Origin of the sequence: Xanthomonas citri pv. citri (genome assembly GCF_000961215.1) — a bacterium.
Classification (GTDB): Bacteria; Pseudomonadota; Gammaproteobacteria; order Xanthomonadales; family Xanthomonadaceae; genus Xanthomonas; species Xanthomonas cissicola.
Genome location: NZ_CP008998.1, coordinates 2,439,148 through 2,458,962 on the forward strand (window position 1 = coordinate 2,439,148; position 19,815 = coordinate 2,458,962).

The window sequence follows — 19,815 nt, forward strand, 5'->3', positions numbered from 1 at the left end:
GTATCACCGTGTTGCAGACGCAGGGAGTCAATCACTACCCGGTGGTGCTCGACGTAGAGGAAATGGATGACGGGATTCGCCTGACGGGTTATTTGCCAACTGGGTATAGCGCGCTACGGCTGTGCACCTACATGCGATCGGCATTGCAGCAGCTGGCCGACGCGCTCGAGCATGAGCGGGAGACGCCGATCAACCAGCTGTGCGTGCTGCCGCCAGCAGAGCGCCAGCGTTTGCTGGGCTTCAACCTGCAGCATCGCGTGCCGGAGCGGATGGACACCGTGCACGGGCTGTTCGAGCGGCAGGTCGCGGCGACACCTGAGGCGGTGGCGCTGGAGTGCGACGGCCAGCGCCTGCAGTACCGCGAGCTCGATACGCGGGCCAACCAGCTGGCGCATCGGTTGCTGCAACTGGGCATCGGGCCGGACGAGCGGGTGGCGATCTGCGTGCAGCGCAGTGCGGAGCTGATCATCGGCCTGCTGGCCATTCTCAAGGCGGGCGCAGCCTATGTGCCCCTGGACCCGACCTATCCGGCCGAGCGGCTGGCGTATCTGCTGCACGACAGCGCCCCGCGCGCGGTGCTGGTGCATGCGCCCACCCGCTCGGCGCTGGGCGCTGCGGCGCTGCCATTGATCGACATCGACAATGCCGCCGCAGGCGAGCTGCCGTGCACCAATCCGCAGGTTCCCGGCCTGACCGCCGCGCATCTGGCGTATGTGATCTACACCTCCGGTTCCAGCGGCCAGCCCAAGGGGGTGATGGTCGAGCATCGGCAGCTGGCGCAACTGGTGGCCTGGCACACGGCGGCCTTCGGGGTGGGCGAGGGGACGCGCAGTTCCAGCCTGGCCGGTCTGAGCTTCGATGCGGCGGCCTGGGAGATCTGGCCAAGCCTGTGCAGCGGTGGCGTGCTGGTGATGCCCAGCGCCGCGCACAGTGCGGATGTGGCATCCCTGCTGCAGTGGTGGCGTGCGCAGGAGCTGGATGTGAGCTTCCTGCCCACGCCGATCGCCGAGCATGCGTTTGCCGCCGGCATGACGCCCCAGCGTCTGCGGTGTCTGTTGGTCGGTGGCGATCGTCTGCGGCAGGTGCCCGAGGGCCTGCCGTTTAGCGTGTACAACAATTACGGTCCGACCGAGACGACGGTGGTGGCCAGCAGCGGCGTGGTGCCCCCTGGGGTGCCTAACCCGTCCATCGGTCGACCGCTGCCGTACCTGCGCGCGTATGTGCTCGATGCCCAGGGGCAGCTTGCGCCGTTGGGTGTGGTGGGTGAGCTGTATCTGGGCGGTGCAGGGGTGGCCCGCGGGTATCTGGGGCGTGAGGCACTGACGGCCGAGCGCTTCATCGGCGACCCGTTTTATCCGGGCGCGCGGATGTACCGCACCGGCGATCTGTGTCGCTGGCTGGACGATGGCCGGCTGGACTATGTCGGCCGCAACGATGCGCAGGTCAAGATCCGTGGCCGACGCATCGAGCTGGGCGAAATCCAAGCGCATCTGCTGGCCCATCCACAGGTGCGCGAAGCGGTGGTGCTGGCCCGCGAGGACGTGGCGGGCGAGCGGCGGCTGGTGGGGTATGTGATCGCCACCGCCGAGGCGCCGACAGCGGCCGAGCTACAGCGGCATTTGCGCGTGCACTTGCCGGAGTACCTGGTGCCCGAGGCTTTTGTGCCAGTGGACGCGTGGCCGCTGACGGCCAACGGCAAGCTGGATCGGCACGCATTGCCTGGGCCCGATGCCGCGCAACGCAACCTGCAGACGTATGAGCCGCCTGCCAATGCGCTGGAGCAGCAGCTGGCCGAAATCTGGCAGGCGGTGCTGGGGGTGGAGCGGGTCGGGCGCCACGATAATTTCTTCCAGCTCGGCGGGCACTCCCTGCTGGCGGTGACGCTGGTGGAACGGCTGCGCCAGCAGGGTCTTGGCATGGATGTGCGGGCACTGCTGGGACAGCCCACCTTGGCGGCAACGGCCGCAGCGCTTGGCCGCAGCCAGGAACTGGAGGTGCCGCCGAACCTGATACCGGCCGGCTGCGCACGCATTACCCCGGAGCTGCTGACACTGGTGGAGTTGTCGCAGGCCACGATCGATCGCATCGTGGCCACAGTGCCGGGTGGGGCGGCAAACGTGCAGGACATCTATCCACTGGCACCGCTGCAAGAGGGGGTGTTGTATCACCATCTGATGGCGCGCCAGGGCGACCCCTATCTGCTGCAGGCACAGTTGGCCTTCGACGACAAACCGTGCCTGGACGCGTTCGTCGCACTCCTGCAGCGCATGGTCGATCGACACGACATCCTGCGTACCAGTGTGGCCTGGGAGGACTTGGCTGCGCCGGTGCAGATCGTCTGGCGACAGGCACGTGTAGTTTGCGATCCGGTGCAGTTGAACCCGGACGATGGAGATGTGCTGGAGCAACTGCAGGCGCGATTCGATCCATGCCAGTACCGTCTCGCTCTCACCCATGCACCCTTGCTGCAATTGCATTACGCGCAGGATCCGCACAATGGCAGGCTGGTGGCGTTACTGCTGTTCCATCACATCGTGCTGGATCACAGCGCACTGGCGGCGATTCGCGAGGAAATGCAGCACCTGTCCGCAGTCGGTGACGCCGGCCTGCCAACGCCCACGCCCTACCGTACGTATGTGACCCAGGCGCTGCGGGGCAAGACCCAGGAGGAGCACGAAACCTTCTTCAGGCAATGCCTGGGAGACATCGATACGCCAACGCTGGCTTTCGACACAGAAGATACGCCCGGCCATCTGCAACCGCTGCAGCAGTCCGACGTACTGCTCGATCCCATGCTCGCCAGTCGGCTTCGCCGGCAGGCGCGAGATCTGCATCTGAGCGTCGCAAGCCTCCATCACCTGGCCTGGGCGATGGTGCTGGGATCGGGCGTGGGTCGCGATGATGTCGTCTTCGGCAGCGTCTTGCTCGGGCGCATGCAGGGCGGCCCCGCTGCCGATCGCGCCTTGGGCATGTTCATCAATAGCCTGCCGATCCGGGTCAGACTCGACGCGCCTGCCGCGGCCGCCGCGCGGCGCACGCACGATGCCTTGACGGCGCTGATGGCACACGAACATGCATCGCTGGCATTGGCGCAGCGCTGCAGCAGCATTCCCGCTTCGACGCCGCTGTTCAACGCATTGCTCAATTATCGGCATAGTCCGCCGCTACCGGCAGACGCGACGACATCCGCTGCCTGGCATGGCGTGCATGCACTTGGCAGCAGCGAGCGCACCAATTATCCGCTGCTGCTGAGCGTGGATGATCTTGGAGACCAATTCGCGCTGAGCGTGCAAACCCGTGCGGACATCGGTGCCGAACGCATGTGCGCTTTCATGCAACGCGCACTTGCGCAGTTGGTCGATGCGCTCGAGCAGTGCTCGGACCTGCCGGTCGGTCAGCTGTGCGTGCTGCCTGCCGACGAACTCGGACAGCTGCTGGACACCTTCAACGCCACCGATCGCGACTATCCACATGCACAGACCGTGCATGCGCTGTTCGAGCAGCAGGCGGCACTGACGCCGGAGGCGCCAGCCGTGATCGATGGAGCGCATCGGTGCAGTTATGCAGCGCTCAACCGCAAGGCCAATCAGCTTGCGCATTACCTGATCGGCCTGGGAGTAGGGGCGGGCCAGTACGTGGGCATTCGCCTTCCACGTTCGCTGGAGTTGGTGGTCGCGCAATTGGCCATCAACAAATGTGCCGCAGCGTATCTGCCGCTGGATGTGCAGTCGCCAGACCAACGTTTGCAGCAGATTCTCGATGAAAGCGCAGCGCGCTGGGTCGTCAGTCGTAGCGACCAGCCGCTTCCCGATGGTGCTGCACGATTGGACATGGATCTGCTCGACTTGAGCGCATCGCCCACGCACGATCCGCAGTTGTCCCAGTCCAGCGCGTCGGACGCCTATGTGATGTACACCTCCGGCTCGACCGGTGTTCCTAAAGGCGTGCGGATCGCGCATCGGGGCATCAATCGGCTGGTGTGCAACAACGGCTATGCCAAGTTCCAGCCCGGCGATCGGGTGGCCTTCGCTGCCAATCCGGCCTTCGACGCCAGTACCCTGGAAGTGTGGGCGCCGCTACTCACCGGCGGCTGCGTAGTGGTGATTGCGCAGGACATCGTGCTGTCGCCAGACCGGCCGCGGGAGTGTTTGCAGAACCAGGCCGTCAACGTGCTGTGGCTGACGGCCGGGCTGTTCCATCACCACGCAGCCGTGTTGCTGCCGGCCATTGCGCAGCTGCGTTATCTGATCGTGGGCGGTGACGTCCTCGACCCGGCAGTGGTAGCGCGGGTGTTGGCCGAAGGGGCGCCGCAGAGGTTGCTCAACGGATACGGGCCGACCGAGACCACGACCTTCGCAACCATCCACTGCATCACCGAAGTCTCCGGCCCCATTCCGATTGGCCGCCCCATCGGCAATACCCGTGTCTATGTGCTGGATGCGCATGGCACGCCGCTGCCGATCGGCGTGGCGGGCGAGTTGTACATCGGCGGCGATGGTGTGGCGCTGGGATACCTGCATCAACCGACGCTGACCGCCGAGCGGTTTATTGCCGACCGCTTCAGCGGCAAGGCGGATGCGCGCCTGTATCGCAGTGGCGATCTGGTGCGCTGGCGGGCGGACGGTGTGCTCGAATACCTGGGCCGCACCGATGGGCAGGTCAAAGTGTGCGGTTTCCGTGTTGAATTGGGAGAAATCGCGTCCGCGCTCCAAACGCATCCGGCGGTTGCGATTGCGGCGGTTGTGCAGCGTGAAGATGTGCGGGGGTCGAAACAGCTGGTGGCTTACTACCAGGTAGACGTGGCAGCGAACCTCGCTCACGATGCACAGGCGTTACGCATGCATCTGTTGACCCGCGTACCGGATTACATGCTGCCGTCTGCGTATGTACAGATGGAGCAATTGCCACTGACCGCCAACGGCAAGCTGGATCGGCATGCCTTGCCGCTGCCGGCACGCAATGATCATGCTGGCCACGACGACACGCCGCCACAAGGCGAGCTGGAAACATTGCTCCATACGCTGTGGTCGCAGTTACTTCGCATCGATCGCATCGGGCGGCACGACGATTTCCTCGCACTGGGCGGTCATTCGCTGCTGCTGGTACGCCTCAATGGCCTGCTGAAGCGGGCAGGGACGGCGGTGCCGTTATCTGTGCTGAGTGCGCATACCAGTCTGGCGGCGATGGCGACAGCGATCGAGCGGTGGCGGGAGACCTCAACGCCACCGGGCGTGGTCACCGTGCGGATGGGCGGCGACAAGCGCCCGCTGTTTTTGGTACATGACTTCAGCGGTCTGGATCTGTATTTTGCGCCCCTGGGCGAGCACCTTGCTCCGGATGTGCCGGTCTATGGGCTGTCCGCTGTTGCGTTGGGCGCGCCCCAGCCACGTACCGTGCAGGAACTTGCGGCGCGTCTGTTACGTCATCTGCGCGCGGTGCAGCCGCACGGACCTTACCGGGTTGCCGGCTGGTCATTCGGCGGGCTGTTGGCGTACGAGATTGCCACCCAATTGCTCGCTGTAGATGAGCTGGTCGAGTTCGTTGGTTTGATCGATACCTATCATCCCTCGCAACTCGATCTCGGTCCAGCCTACATCGATCCTGCGCACGCGCCGCAGCGCCTCCTGCTGCAGCACTGCCTGGCCGCGCTGCCGGATGATGAGCAACGTGCCTCTGCCCAGGCCAACCTGCAGGCACTCGCGGCGCAGGTTGGCCAGTGGGAAGACACGGCATTGATCAGACTGTGCCGCTCGCGCGGCTGGTTGCCGTCCGCGTGGGCCGACCAGGACGACGCCAGCCTGCCGCAATCGCTGGCGCGCGAGTTCGCACACGGCTATGCACAGCGACACTACCTGCCGATGGCCATCCATATGCCGGTCCATCTGTTCGCTGCGGCGCAGGCCCTGGCGCCCCGGTCGGCCAGCGATGCAGCGCTGGCATGGCAAGCGTTGCTTGGCGCAGACATGCTGACCTGCATCACCGTGCCAGGGGATGGTAATCCCCCCACTTCTAGCGGTCGCCAGAAGTGGAGCTAAGCGGCCATCGCCAACTTCATGGCAGGCGTGATGCCGCCGAGCGCCATATTCGGGCGCTCGTGGTTGTACGTCCATAGCCAGCGGGTGGCTTTGTCCTGCACCTGGTCGATGGTGTCGAACAGGGTGCGGGCGAGCCAGGCGTAGCGGATGGTGCGGTTGTAGCGTTCAACGTAGGCGTTCTGCTGTGGCTTGCCCGGCTGGATGTGCTCGACCCGGATGCCAAGCCGCTGTGCCCAGGACAGCAACGCGCCACTGATGTATTCAGGGCCGTTGTCGCAGCGGATCACGGCGGGCTTGCCGCGCCACTCGATGATCTGCTCCAGCGATCGGATCACCCGGGCTGACGGCAGCGACAGATCCACCTCGATCCCCAGCCCCTCGCGATTGAAGTCGTCGAGCACATTGAACAGCCGGAAGCTGCGGCCGTCGGCCAACTGGTCGTGCATGAAGTCCATCGACCAGACCTGGTTGATGGCCTCCGGCACCGCCAGAGGCTCGGGCCGCTCACGCACCAGCCGCTTCTTCGGCTTGATCCGCAGGTTCAACTCCAGCTCGCGGTAGATCCGGTAGACCCGCTTGTGATTCCAGCCAAAGCCCTTCACGTTGCGCAGGTACAGGTAGCACAGGCCAAAGCCCCAGTCGCGATGGGCGCTCGTCAGGCGGACCAGCCAGTCGGCGATCCGGGCGTTCTGCTCGCTGGCCTTGGCCTGGTAGCGGAAGCAGGTCTGGCTCACCGCGAAGGTCTGGCAGGCGTGGCGGATGTTCGTGCGCCCGCTCGTGACTGCCGATTGGGCCATCTCGCGTCGCTGAGATGGCCTCACCATTTTTTTGCGAGCGCTTCCTTCAGCAGGTCGGTACTGAGCTGCGCCTCGGCGTACATCTTCTTGAGCCGGCGGTTCTCCTCCTCCAACTCCTTCATGCGTGCGACCATGGACACGTCCATGCCGCCGAACTTGCTACGCCACTTGTAGAACGTGGCCGAGCTGATGCCGTGCTCGCGGCACAGCTCCGGCACGGGCGCACCGGCCTGGGCCTGCTTGAGCACGGCGATGATCTGGCTGTCGGTAAAGCGGGACTTCTTCATGGAACCTCCTCGGGAAAGGGTACGAGAAAATTCCACTTCTGGCGTCTGCTAATGGGCGGGGGGATTACCTAGACAGACCCCTGGTCCGAATGAACCAGGCAACCAGCGCTGGGTTTGCGCCGCCACACCGCCGACAGCAAGGCCTGCACGACCAACTCGGTATCGGCTCGATCGCGCATCGCCCAGCCGACGACCTGCCTGGAAAACAGATCGATCACCACAGCCAGGTACATCCAGCCTTCATGCGTACGGATGAAGGTGAAGTCGCTCGCCCAGGCCGTGTCCGGCTCGGTCACGTCGAACTGTCGATCCAGCAGGTTGGCTGCCGCCTTGCACGGCGTTCCGCCATGGAAGCGCGGCTTGCGGCCATAGCCCACCTGGGCACGCAGTCCCTCGGTGCGCATCAATCGATGCACCCGATGGCGACTGCAACGCTCACCCAGATCGCGTAGATCCTTGGCAATCTTGCGATGCCCATAGACACTGCCGCTGGCCAACCAGTGGTGCTTGATCAGCCCCAGCAGGCGTTCGTCTTCCTTGGCGCGTTCACTGTCGGGCGACTTTAGCCACGCGTAGTATCCAGCCCGGTTCACCCGCAAAACCCGGCACATCGCGCACACCCTGAATTCTTCGCGGTGGACTTGCATGAAGAGGTACTTTGCCTTTACCCCTTGGCAAAGTACGCGGCGGCCTTTTTTAGGATGTCGCGCTCCTCCGTCACCCGGCGCAACTCGATCTTCAGCCGCCGGACTTCGGCGCTCTGGTCCGCCTCAGCGCGCTGTACTACGCCGGGCTTGCCGAACTTGCGCAGCCAAGCGTACAGGCTGTGCGTGGTGACACCCAGTCGCTCGGCGACCTCTGCCACCTTGAACCCACGATCGGTCACTTGCCGGACCGCCTCGATCTTGAACTCATCCGTATACCGCTTACTGCTCATGGACACCTCCGAATCAGCCATTTTCCATGGCCTTGAGATGTCTAGGAAATCCTGGGCGTATCAATCACCTAATCCCGCCGACACACACGCTGCGCGCCATGGCTTATCGAGCATAGGACCAGTGATCGGAAAGATTGGACCGGTTGTGCGAGCCATGGCCTGAAGCATTTGCGTAACACCGGTAGCTAACGGAACCGTCCTGTTCTCTCCATTCTTGGTGTCGATGAAGCGCGCGGTACGCCTGTCAAGGTCCACGTGTTCCCATTGCAGTCCTAGTAGCTCTCCACGCCTTGCACCGGTAGCCAACGCCAGCCGGACCAAAGGGGCGAGGGGAGCGCAATCCGACGCGTCGCATGCTGCCAACAGCGCCAATCGCTCCGGCTCGCTAAGAAACCGCTCGCGTCCCTTACTCTCCTGCATGCGGGTGACGTTGGGTACTGGGTTCTTGGTCAGCCAGCGGATTGCGGCAATCTTGGCGGGAGTCAATCCAACAAGCGGCACATCGCCGATTTCAGCTTTCCACCAAGCCAGCATCTGAACTTGCTTGGCTGCATCCTTTTGACGCTTGGCAGGCAGTGTCACTTCTAGGTAGCGATCAATGGCATCGCCGACAGTGCGCTTTCGAACTTCTGTAGAAGGTACGAAATCGCCCACGTCTAATTTGTGTTCGATACCGCGTGCCCACTCTTGTGCGTCTGCCTTCCGATCAAACGATTTCGTGAGCCATGGGCCGGACTGCCGCCGCACGCGCACGCGCCAAGTGACCTTGCCACTTGTGCCGGTACGTTTTTCAAAGGTTGCCATTGCCTACTGTCCCAAAGTGTCCCAATGGGGAGTGACGATAGCTCTGCACTTGACTGCACACAAGCGCAAGTCGTTGATTTTCGTGGTGCCCGGGGCGGGGGTCGAACCCGCATAGCCTCACAGCTGAGGGATTTTAAGTCCCTTGCGTCTACCAATTTCGCCACCCGGGCATTGCGATAGCGTGCCTGATTGCGCGGCGATTGTGAATCTTTGCAGCGTACTTCCTGCACTGCCTGGCTCATGCGGCCTGCGTTATGCTGCCGCCGCATAGCGCGCCGCCACCGGCTGCGCACCATTCCAAGGAACCGCATGTCCGGCACCACACTTCTCGGCCCCGCACAGGGGCGCATCGCCGTCATCGGCTTAGGTTACGTCGGCCTGCCATTGGCGGTTGCATTCGGGGAGCAACGCGACACCGTGGGCTTCGACATCGATGCGCAGCGCGTTGCGCAACTGCGCGATGGCCACGATGTCACGCTGGAACTGGACGATGCCGAATTGGGTGCCGCAACGCACTTGCGCTACAGCGCAAACGCTGCGGATCTGGCTGGGTGTCGCATTTTCATCGTGACCGTGCCGACGCCGATCGATAGCTTCGAGCAACCGGATCTGGAGCCGTTGCGTAGCGCCACGGCCTTGATCGCCGCCGCCCTCAAGCCCGGCGATCTGGTGATCTACGAATCCACGGTCTATCCAGGAACCACTGAAGAAGTTTGCGTGCCCTTGCTCGAAGCAACCTCCGGGCTGCGTTTCAACCACGACTTCTTTTGCGGCTACAGCCCCGAGCGCGTCAATCCCGGCGATCGCCAGCGGCGTCTGCGTGATATCCGCAAGATCACCTCGGGCTCGACGGCAGACGCCGCCGATGCCGTCGATGCGCTATACACCAGCATCATCACTGCCGGCACCTGGCGCGCTCCGTCGATGCGCGTGGCCGAAGCGGCAAAGGTGGTCGAAAACATCCAGCGCGACGTCAATATCGCGCTGGTCAACGAGTTGGCGTTGATTTTCGACAAGTTGGGAATCGACACCCTCGATGTGCTCGAGGCCGCAGGAACCAAGTGGAATTTCCTGCCATTTCGCCCTGGCCTGGTCGGCGGGCATTGCATCGGGGTGGATCCGTACTACCTGATGCACAAATCCGAAAGCGTGGGCTATCACCCGGACCTGATCCACACCGCGCGGCAGGTCAATAATCGTGTCGGCCGACATGTAGCCGAGCGCGTGTGCGGCATGCTGGCCATGCGTGGCGTCGCGCTTGCGCAGGCGAGGGTGCTGGTACTGGGCGCGACATTCAAGGAAAACTGCCCGGATCTGCGCAACAGCCGCGCCCTGGAATTGGTGCAGTTGCTGCAGGCCGCGGGCGTGCAGGTGGACACCTGCGACCCGTGGGCAGACCCGGCTGAAGCGCTGCAGCACGGCGGTGTGCGCTTAAGCGAGATGCCGGAAGATGGCGCCTACGATGCCGTCGTGCTGGCTGTGGCGCACGCGCAGTATCGCGATTACGACGTGGAGCGGATCGCCGCGCTCGGCAAACCGGGCGCGGTGGTGTACGACGTCAAATCGGTGTGGCCGCGTGCGGCGGTCAGCGATCGCCTGTAGCGCGTACGTCGCGCTGCGCTAGCCATTGCACAGCGCCGCGTGCGGCGCGTCGGCCGCTGGCGAAACAGGCGGTGAGCAGATAGCCGCCGGTTGGCGCTTCCCAATCGAGCATTTCGCCGGCGCAAAACACGCCAGGTTGCGCGAGTGCCATCAGCTGGTCGTCCAGCGCTTCCAGTCGTACGCCGCCCGCCGAACTGATCGCTTCGGCGAGCGGACGCGGCCGCAACAGGCGCAGCGGCAACTGCTTGAGCGTGCGTGCGACCAACGCCACATCGTCGCCCGCCTGCTTGCCGAGTTCTTCGTAAAGGAGAGCCGCCTTGACGCCATCGATGCCGACCTGTCGGCGCAGATGCTCGCTGAAACTGCGTCCCTTGCGCGGTTGGGCCAGTTCGGCATGCACGCGTTCGAACGAGCGGCCGGGAATCAGATCCAGCACGAGTTCGGCAACGCCGTGCGCATCGATCTGCGCGCGCAGGTCCGCGGCCAAGGCATAGATCAAGCTGCCCTCGATGCCGTTCGCTGTGGCCACGCATTCGCCCTGCAATGCATGCTGCATGCCGTTGCTGTCCTGCCAGTGCGCAACGACCGGTTTCAGCGGCGCACCTGCATGACGCTGCACGAAGTGCGCACTCCAATCGATATCGAAGCCGCAGTTGGCCGGCACCAGGGGCGCTACCGCGATCCCGCATCGCTGCAATGAGGCTTGCCACTGCCCGTCGGAACCAAGCTGCGGCCAGCTGCCGCCACCAAGCGCCAGCACGACTGCCTCTGCACTGCACTCCACCGTGCCGGTGGGTGCGTCGAAACGGAGTGCGCCGTTTTCAGACCAGCCCAGCCAACGGTGCTGCACATGAAACACGACGCCCTGTTCCTTGAGCCGGCGCACCCAGCCACGCAGCAGGGGGGCCGCCTTGCGATCCATCGGAAAGACCCGGCCGGAACTGCCGACGTAGGTCTCGACACCGAGCTCTCGCGCCCAATCGCGCAGCGCATCAGCATCGAAGTCCTGCAACCATGCGGAAACCGGTTGTTGACGTTCGCGATAGCGTTGCGCAAACAGCGGCATCGAATCGGAATGCGTGAGATTCAAGCCGCCTTTGCCAGCGATCAGGAATTTGCGTCCCACCGAACCCTTGGCATCGTACAGATCCACTGCCAGGCCCGCCGCGCAGGCCACTTCCGCCGCCATCAAACCGGCCGGCCCACCGCCGATCACGGCCAGCCGCTGCCTGCTCAGATCAGTCATCATCAGGCACTCAACGCGGCTGCACGCCCAGCAATTCCACATCGAACACCAGCGATGCACCGGGCGGTATCACGCCACCGGCGCCGTTGTCGCCATAGCCGTAATCGGGCGGGATCATCAAGGTGCGCTTGCCGCCGACACGCATGCCGGCCACGCCATCGTCCCAGCCGCGGATGACCTGGTGGCCGCCCAATACGAATTGGAACGGCTCGGCGCGATCCAGCGAGCTGTCGAACTTCTTGCCATGTTTGTCGGCGGCTTTTTCGTCGTACAGCCAGCCGGTGTAGTGCACGGTGACCATGGCCCCTGGTGTGGCCTCTGCGCCGGTCCCCAGGTTGCGGTCGATCCGCTCGAAACTGGCGATGGTCCCGCCGGAGGGCGGCAGGGTGGGTGCGCAGCTTGCGAGCAACAGGGCGGCGACGAGCGTCAACAAAAGGCGCATGGCAGGGTCCATGAAGAAAGGCGGCCATTATCGCACCTGGCTCCCGGTATCATCGCGGCATGGCCAAGCTGCTGCTCAATCTGCGCAATGTTCCCGACGACGAAGCCGACGAGGTGCGGGCGCTGATGCGCGAGCAGCGGGTGCAGGTCTACGAAACGCGCCCCAGCAACTGGGGGATTTCCGCCGGCGGTATCTGGCTTAGCGACGATGCCGACTATCTACGCGCCAAGGCGGCGATGGATGCCTACCAGGCGCAGCGCGGCGCGATTGCGCGTGCCCAGCGACAGGAAGAACTTGCAGCCGGCACTGCGGAGACCTTTGGCGCATTGCTGCGCAGGCGACCGGTGTTCGTGATCGTGACGCTGATCGGCATGCTGATCGTCGCCTCGCTGGTGTTGCTGCCGTTTGTGCTGTTGCGCGGCTGAGTGCGCAGCAGGACGCGGTTGCAGGCGCGCTGCTGCACCGCGTTGGGCGCCCCGCTCACGGCGCTCGCTAGGGGCTGCCCGCGGCTCTAAAATAGCCGCATGATGACCAATACCGCCGCCTACCAGTTCGTGACCATCCGGGATCCGCAGACACTTGCCGCCAGCGTGCTCGCGCAAGCCGAACAGCACGCGCTGAAAGGATCGGTGCTGGTGGCCGAGGAGGGCATCAACCTGTTTCTGGCAGGCGCTGCCGAGCAGATCGGCGCGTTCTATACCTGGCTGCAGGCCGATACGCGGTTTGCGCAGATGCGCATCAAGTACAGCGAAAGCAAGCATCAGCCGTTTGCGCGGCTCAAGGTCAAGATCAAGCGGGAGATCATCAGTTTTCGGCGCGACGATGCATCGCCGCTGCAAGGTCGTGCGCCTTCGGTGACGCCTGCCGTGCTGCGCAAGTGGCTGCGTAACGGGCAGGATGATCGCGGCCGCCCATTGGTGTTGCTGGACACGCGCAATGCGCAGGAAGTGAGATACGGAACCTTCCAGGGGGCGTTGACGCTGCCGATCGACAAGTTCACCGACTTGCCTGGCGCGCTGGAACCGCATCGTGCTGCGTTGGCCGACGCCACGGTGGTCAGCTTCTGCACCGGTGGCATTCGTTGCGAAAAGGCCGCGCTGTGGATGCAGGCCGATGGCATGGACAACGTGCTGCAACTGGAGGGCGGAATCCTCGGCTACTTCGAAGAGGTCGGCGGCGAAGGCTACGACGGTCGCTGCTTCGTCTTCGACGAACGCGTTGCGCTGGATCCCGAATTAAACCCCTTGGTGGACGCCGACCGTACCGCCTAGCCAGTGAAAATCTGACCGAGCGCGACTGCATTGCCCGATGCAACGCTCGCCCAGGCCCCCGCATCATCGGCACACGTTGCAGCATCTTGCCTTGAGACATCGCGCCACGCGCACGTCATGCATGCTCTATTGACGCTGCATAACGCTCTAACTTGGGCGTAATACGTCGCATCGAGCTTGCCCTGAATTATTCACGGAGATAGGCTGCACCAGCCAGCCGCTAGCGAGGAAAACAAGGATGACCATCAGAGTTTTTCTGATCGACGATCATGCACTCGTGCGTACAGGCATGAAGATGATTCTGTCCAAGGAAGTGGATGTCGATGTGGTGGGTGAAGCAGAGAGCGGCGAAGCTGCATTGCCGCAGATTCGTCAACTCAAACCGGACATCGTGCTGTGCGACCTGCATTTACCCGGCGTCAGCGGCCTGGAAATTACCGAGCGCATCGTCAAGGGCGACTACGGCACGCGGGTCATCATCGTCTCCGTGCTCGAAGACGGCCCATTGCCCAAGCGTTTGCTCGAGGCAGGCGCCTCCGGTTATGTGGGCAAGGGCGGTGACGCGCACGAGTTGCTGCGCGCGGTGCGTGAAGTCGCATTGGGACGGCGTTACCTCGGCAACACGATCGCGCAGAACCTGGCTCTGTCCAATCTGGAAGGTGGCGGTTCACCGTTCGATGCATTGTCGCCCCGCGAGCTGGAAGTGGCGTTGCTGCTGACCCAAGGGCTGCGCCAGGAAGACATCGCCAAGCGCCTGAACCTCAGCGCCAAGACCATCAACACGCACAAGGCACGCCTGTTTGAGAAGGTCGGCATCCAGGACAACATCGCGCTGGCGCGGCTGGCCAATCAATACGGTCTGACCGATCCCTCCCGGGTGCTGTGAACCGTTACCTTGGGTGCGCCGCACTGGCTGCGCTGCATCGCAAGGTCGGGGCGAACAACATGGCAGAGAGAGGGCTCATAGCGTGCTCAGAAGCGCGCTTTACGTCGGAACCAGGCGGCGTGCGTCCTGAGGTCCCATGCAATGAGCATGAACACAGGTCTCGCACAGGGATCTTTCCGCGACGATGGTCTTCATGTGCCAGCAAGTTCTGGCGTCGTCGCAATTCCTGGTCGAAGGGTTTTTGCAACCGCTAGGCACGAGCGGCGAAAAACGTCGACCGCTCATGTGGAAGAACGTGGAGTAGATGCCTCACCGGGATCACAGCCGGCGGATGCGGCTTCGCGTTAGTGCAGGTGGCGCATAAAAAAACAGCGGCCCGAAGACCGCTGTTTTCGATGTTGACATGGCCTGCTATCCAACCAGGCCAGCCGATCGGGTCACCTGGCGATCAGTGATCGCCACGCGGCTTGTTGCTGTCGTCATCCCGCGGCCGGTCGGCTTCGGCCGATGGAGCAACTGGCTTGACTGCTTCGGACACAACCACCGTCGGCTTGGGCTTGTCTGCCTGCGATTCCTGCGCTGCTGCAGGGGCTGCCGGAGGCTTGCTGGCCGAGGAGGCCGCTGGCGCAGCCTCGTTCGGGCTCAGCGCATCGAGCATGGTGGTCTGCACCGGAGCATATGGCCTGCGCACGGGCGCGGTGTCTGCACTCGGGCTTGCCTGCACAACCGTCGAGGTAGAGGTCGTTGCCACCTCGGAAGATGGCGCCTGTGAAGCAGACTGCTCGGCGTGCGGCGAAGTGACCGTGACCACCGCGGCCTGCGACGCCGGGGAAGCTGCCGCAGGTGCCGATAGGTCCTCAGCAGGCGTTGCACGTGCCGGCTGCACCGGAGTGGCTTGCACCGAAGGCGTTTCGACGTCCGCCGACGCAGCGGGTTGCTGTTGGTCGGGCTTCGCGGCCTGGGCAGCGGCAGGCGGAGCCGCACTGGCCGGCGCCGAAGGCTGCTGCGGGCTGCTTGTCGCCGCATTGCTGGTCACAGGCGATGCGACAGCCGGTGCCGGAGCCACGGCAGCCGCGACCGGTGCCGTCCCGGCGGCGGGAGCCACTGCAGCTGCCGGAGCGGATACCCCTGGTGCGGGAGCGGCAATCGGTGCCGGGGTAGCGGATGCCTGCTGAGCGATCGTTGCGGGGCGCTGTTCCGCAGCCTGCGCTGCCGCACCCTCGGTGCCGGCAACCGTCGACGCTGTGGCAGCTGGCGCGGGTTTGGCAGTTGCGTCCGTAGCCGCGACGGGCGCAGCAGGGCGCTCGCGGGCGGCGTCAGCGTTGGCAACGGGTGTTGCTGACGGCTGCGATGCCGGCACGGTATTTGAAACCGGCGCAGTGGTCGAGGCCGTATCACTGCCGACCTGTGGCTCTGCACGCTCCTTGGGAACCGGACGCGGCTTGGCGGTTGCCTGGACCGCGGGTTCTGGCTTGGCGCGCACCGCGGGTGCCGGTGCGTCGTCGTCGAAGTCGAATTCCGGCTGGCCAGCGCGCGGTGCGGCCGAGGCATGCGCATGCATACCAGCGTCGTCACCTTCGCTGTCGCCATCGAGATCGTTGTCGGCATCGCTGTCCAGATCGTCGCCCTCCAGACCATCGACGCTGGCACCACCTTCTCCGTTGGCGCCAGCGCCACGACGACGACGGCGGCCACCACGACGACCGCGGCGACGGCGGCTTCCGCCTTCCCCATTGGCTGCATCGTCGCCTGCGGCCTCCTGAGCCGGTGCAGCCGCATTCGCGTCGGCACCGCGATCAGCGGTGGATTCGCTCACTGTGACATCGACCGGATGCGCCTGCGCCGCTTCATGAGCGTTGGTCTGCGCATTGGTGGGTGGAGCGGCAGCGGCATCGGCAATGGCGGACACCACGCTCGACGTGGTTGCCGTTGCGGCAGTGGGGGTCGGGGTCTGCGCCGCTGCCGTGCCTTCATCCTGGCGTGCCGGACGCGGCTGACGCTCGGCCGGCGCGCCATCCTGCTGTGCAGGCGCACGTGGCGGACGCGGGCTCTGGTTCTGCGGCTTGGGCTTCTGCTGCTGCGGCTTTGGCGCCTGCGCTTCGTTGCGCGGCGGCTTGGGCACCTGCACCTGCTGCTGTGCCTGTGCGCCATTCTGCGCGCCCTGGGCGTTGGCAGGCTGACGACGCTCGTCACGGCGTTCCTTGTTGGCGCCGTTGCCGTTGCCGCCATTGCCACGTTGCTGGTTGCCACTGTTGCCGCCGTTGCGGGCATCGCGGCCATCGCGGCGCTGACCGCCACGCTCGCCGCGCTCGCTACGGTTATTGCGGCCGGCATCGTTCTGGCGCGGACGCGGGGTCGACTCCGGGGCCGGGGCAACCGGTTCGACGCCGCCGAAGATCCGCTTCAGCCAGCCCACCACGCCAGTGACCGGTGCCGGAATGGGCACGGTCACCACCGGCACCGGAGCAGCGACGGGCGCGACCGGGGCAGGGGCTTCTTCGCGCACCGGTGCCGGTTGGCTCGGCTTGATCGACGTGACCGCCGGAGCGGCAGGAATGTTCAACTGCGCCTTGGTCAGTGCATGCACCGGAAGCTTGCGCGGGGTGCCTCGCTGGTAGCTCGGCTTGCCGCTCTCTTCGCCCAGCTCGTTCTCGCGCAGGCGCGTGACTTCGTAGTGCGGGGTGTGCAGTTGCTCGTCGGCGACGATGATGATCGGCGACTCATGGCGCTGCTCGATTTCACGCAGCGCACTACGCTTTTCGTTGAGCAGGTAATTGGCGATTTCCACCGGCGCCTGGACCAGCACCTGCCCGGTGTTTTCCTTCATGGCGTGTTCTTCGGCCACGCGGATGATCGACAGCGACAGCGACTCGACGCTGCGCATGCGGCCATGGCCGTCGCAACGCGGGCAGACGATCTGGCTGGATTCGCCCAGGCTCGGACGTAGCCGTTGACGGCTCATTTCCATCAGGCCGAAACGCGAGATACGGCCCAACTGCACGCGCGCACGGTCGTACTTGAGCGCGTTCTGCAACCTGTTTTCGACTTCGCGCTGGTGCTTGGACGAGGCCATGTCGATGAAGTCGATGACCACCAGGCCGCCCAGGTCGCGCAGGCGCAGCTGGCGTGCGACTTCTTCTGCCGCTTCCAGATTGGTCTGGAACGCGGTTTCTTCGATATCGCTGCCCTTGGTGGCGCGCGAGGAGTTGACGTCGACGGCGGTCAGCGCTTCGGTCTGGTCCACCACGATCGAGCCGCCCGAGGGCAGGCGCACGTTGCGCTCATAGGCGCCTTCGATCTGCGATTCGATCTGGAAGCGGTTGAACAGCGGGATATCGTCGGTGTAGTGCTTGAGCTTGCGCAGGCTCTGCGGCATCACCTGCTTCATGAACTCCTGGGCGTCGGCGTACAGCTCCGGCGTATCGACCAGGATCTCGCCGACATCGGCCCGCAGGTAGTCGCGCAGGGCGCGGATGATCAGGCGCGATTCCTGGTAGATCAGGAACGCGGCCGGCTTGCTCAGCGCAGCTTCGGCAATCGCCTTCCAGGTCTGCAGCAGATAGTCCAGATCCCACTGCAGTTCTTCGGCATCGCGGCCCACGCCGGCGGTGCGGATGATCACGCCCATGTCGTCAGGAATGTCGAGCTTGTCCAGCGCTTCCTTCAACGCGGCGCGGTCTTCACCCTCGATGCGGCGCGAAACGCCACCGGCGCTCGGCGAATTGGGCATCAGCACCATGTAGCGGCCGGCCAGCGAGATGAACGTGGTCAGGGCGGCGCCCTTGTTGCCACGCTCTTCCTTGTCGACCTGCACCACGATTTCCTGGCCTTCGCGCAGAAGCTCGCGAATGGTCGACTTGTTATGGTCGACGCCGGCCTGGAAATAATCGCGGGAAATTTCCTTCAACGGCAGGAAGCCATGACGCTCGGCGCCGTAGTCCACGAACGCCGCTTCCAGGGAAGGCTCAAGCCGGGTAATACGGCCCTTATAGATGTTGGACTTCTTTTGTTCCTTGGACGGCTGTTCGATGTCGATGTCGTACAGGGTCTGGCCGTCCACAATCGCCACGCGCAGCTCTTCGGCCTGCGTTGCGTTGATCAGCATTCGCTTCATTGTTGCGTTCCTCACGCGCTCTACCGCGCGGAACGCCGTGACGTTTCGCCTCTGGAACAGCTTGTCGGCCCTTCGCGCAACGCGCGGACAGGCCTGACCAGAGTTTCCAGCGCTGCAACACCACGGCAGGCCGCGGGAGCGCTTGTTTAAGTTTTATAGGTGTTTCAGGGCCGGCAGCCGCGTCCGGACGAACCGGGGCAGCGCACGGGACATGTTCAGCGCAGCGGTCAAAAACCGCCGGCGATGGCCGGGTAGGCCGGTGAGCCGCTAACATGGCCGCCCCGGGGGCGGTGGTCGCGCACTGTGCCGGAATCATCGGAAGTCAGGCTTCTGGCCAATCAACTTCCAACAAAATCAAACCCTTATCTCGCTCGCCGAGTGTAACAGAATAAAGAGCCGGATGACCGACCCCCAGCCCCCCAAGCCGCCGGCCGACCGCGTCGGCGTGCGCATTCTCAAAGTTCCGGAAGACCGTGCTGGGCAGCGGCTGGATAATTTCCTGCTTGGCCAGCTCAAGGGCGCCCCGCGCAGCCTGATCTACAAGCTGGTCCGCAGCGGCCAGGTACGGGTAAACGGCGGGCGGGCCAAGGCCGAGCGCAAGCTCGAAGGCGGCGAAGAGGTGCGGATTCCGCCGGTACGCATCAACGACGAGGACGACAAGGCAGCGCCACCGTCCTCGTTCATGGCGCGGCTGGAAGCGGCGATCGTGTTCGAGGATGCGCGCCTGCTTGCCCTCAACAAGCCGTCCGGAGTCGCCAGCCATGGCGGCAGCGGGATCAGTTTTGGCGCTATTGAGACGCTGCGGGCGCTGCGGCCGAACCAGAGCCTGGAACTGGTGCATCGGCTCGATCGCGATACATCGGGCCTATTGATCGTGGCCAAGAAGCGCTCGGCGCTGACCGAGCTGCAGGCCCTGATGCGTGAAGACGACCGCGTCGAAGGGCGCGGTATCACCAAGCGCTACCTGACCCTGCTGGTGGGCCGCATGCCCGACGGCGTGATGACCGTGGACGCGCCGCTGCACATCGGCCTGCGCCAGGGAGGCGAGCGGCATGTGCAGGTGAATGCGATCGGCAAGCCGTCGCTGAGCCATTTCAAGTTGCTGGAACGGCGCGGCGGGCATTCGTATTGCGAAGTGCGCATCGAGACCGGCCGCACCCATCAGATTCGCGTGCATGCCCAGCACCTGGGGCACCCGGTGGCAGGGGACGATAAATACGGCGAGGCGGACGTCAACAAGCGCCTGCGCGACCAGCTTGGATTGAAGCGGCTGTTCCTGCATGCCGCATCGCTGGAGTTCGCGCTGGATGCCGGCAAGACGCCGTATGTATTGAGCGCGCCGCTGGCGCCAGAGCTGGCCGAGGCGCTGGACCAGCTCGGTCGCTGACGCAGCC

Annotated in this window: 11 protein-coding genes, 1 tRNA gene and 1 pseudogene; 6 read left to right on the top strand and 7 right to left on the bottom strand. The window is 64.4% G+C overall.

Going from position 1 to position 19,815, the window contains the following annotated elements:
• The first annotated feature begins 8 nt into the window (after positions 1 to 8).
• The gene (locus tag AMD14_RS11110; RefSeq protein ID WP_011051329.1) at positions 9 to 6,035 is read left to right on the top strand and encodes a non-ribosomal peptide synthetase; all 6,027 of its coding nucleotides are present in this window, start codon (positions 9 to 11) and stop codon (positions 6,033 to 6,035) included.
• Here the strand turns inward: AMD14_RS11110 and AMD14_RS11115 are convergent.
• The 4 genes and pseudogenes from AMD14_RS11115 to AMD14_RS11140 all read right to left on the bottom strand — a co-directional run bounded on the left by AMD14_RS11115 (position 6,032) and on the right by AMD14_RS11140 (position 9,030).
• Positions 6,032 to 7,119, bottom strand: a protein-coding gene (locus AMD14_RS11115) for an IS3-like element ISXac2 family transposase (RefSeq protein ID WP_087943923.1) whose coding sequence is annotated in 2 segments (ribosomal slippage) — positions 6,032 to 6,867 and positions 6,867 to 7,119 — 1,089 coding nt in all. Because the reading frame shifts where the segments join, the coding sequence is not laid out codon by codon here. The genes AMD14_RS11110 and AMD14_RS11115 overlap by 4 nt on opposite strands.
• Before the next feature lie 74 nt (positions 7,120 to 7,193).
• A pseudogene (locus AMD14_RS11125) lies at positions 7,194 to 8,056 on the bottom strand (IS3-like element ISXac3 family transposase); the annotation flags it as partial.
• Positions 8,057 to 8,116: 60 nt separating this feature from the next.
• On the bottom strand, positions 8,117 to 8,860 hold the full coding sequence (locus AMD14_RS23325) for a site-specific integrase (protein ID WP_015471922.1): 744 nt from the start codon (positions 8,858 to 8,860) through the stop codon (positions 8,117 to 8,119).
• Positions 8,861 to 8,943: 83 nt separating this feature from the next.
• A tRNA-Leu gene (locus AMD14_RS11140) sits at positions 8,944 to 9,030 on the bottom strand.
• Positions 9,031 to 9,169: 139 nt separating this feature from the next.
• Between AMD14_RS11140 and AMD14_RS11145 the strand changes: the two genes are divergently transcribed.
• On the top strand, positions 9,170 to 10,462 hold the full coding sequence (locus tag AMD14_RS11145; protein ID WP_011051334.1) for a nucleotide sugar dehydrogenase: 1,293 nt from the start codon (positions 9,170 to 9,172) through the stop codon (positions 10,460 to 10,462).
• Here the strand turns inward: AMD14_RS11145 and AMD14_RS11150 are convergent.
• Positions 10,446 to 11,708 (bottom strand): TIGR03862 family flavoprotein, encoded by a 1,263-nt coding sequence (locus tag AMD14_RS11150; RefSeq protein WP_011051335.1) that lies wholly within the window; start codon positions 11,706 to 11,708, stop codon positions 10,446 to 10,448. The genes AMD14_RS11145 and AMD14_RS11150 overlap by 17 nt on opposite strands.
• Positions 11,709 to 11,718: 10 nt before the next feature.
• Complete coding sequence (locus AMD14_RS11155; RefSeq protein ID WP_003489230.1) at positions 11,719 to 12,150, bottom strand: FKBP-type peptidyl-prolyl cis-trans isomerase; 432 nt, start codon at positions 12,148 to 12,150, stop codon at positions 11,719 to 11,721.
• 59 nt (positions 12,151 to 12,209) lie between these two features.
• On the opposite strand from AMD14_RS11155, the gene AMD14_RS11160 reads away from it, so the two are divergent.
• The 3 genes from AMD14_RS11160 (at position 12,210) to AMD14_RS11170 (ending at position 14,307) form a co-directional block, all read left to right on the top strand.
• A complete protein-coding gene (locus tag AMD14_RS11160) occupies positions 12,210 to 12,575 on the top strand; it encodes a DUF6164 family protein (RefSeq protein WP_011051337.1) in 366 nt (121 codons plus the stop codon).
• Positions 12,576 to 12,674: 99 nt separating this feature from the next.
• Positions 12,675 to 13,421: a sulfurtransferase gene (locus AMD14_RS11165; RefSeq protein WP_011051338.1), complete on the top strand. Its 747-nt coding sequence runs from the start codon at positions 12,675 to 12,677 to the stop codon at positions 13,419 to 13,421.
• Between the two features lie 238 nt (positions 13,422 to 13,659).
• The gene (locus tag AMD14_RS11170) at positions 13,660 to 14,307 is read left to right on the top strand and encodes a response regulator (RefSeq protein ID WP_003489223.1); all 648 of its coding nucleotides are present in this window, start codon (positions 13,660 to 13,662) and stop codon (positions 14,305 to 14,307) included.
• 448 nt (positions 14,308 to 14,755) lie between these two features.
• Here the strand turns inward: AMD14_RS11170 and AMD14_RS11175 are convergent, their stop codons facing one another.
• Complete coding sequence (locus AMD14_RS11175; protein WP_040107616.1) at positions 14,756 to 18,412, bottom strand: Rne/Rng family ribonuclease; 3,657 nt, start codon at positions 18,410 to 18,412, stop codon at positions 14,756 to 14,758.
• A gap of 409 nt (positions 18,413 to 18,821) precedes the next feature.
• Between AMD14_RS11175 and AMD14_RS11180 the strand changes: the two genes are divergently transcribed.
• A complete protein-coding gene (locus AMD14_RS11180) occupies positions 18,822 to 19,808 on the top strand; it encodes an RluA family pseudouridine synthase (protein ID WP_003489220.1) in 987 nt (328 codons plus the stop codon).
• Positions 19,809 to 19,815: the final 7 nt, after the last annotated feature.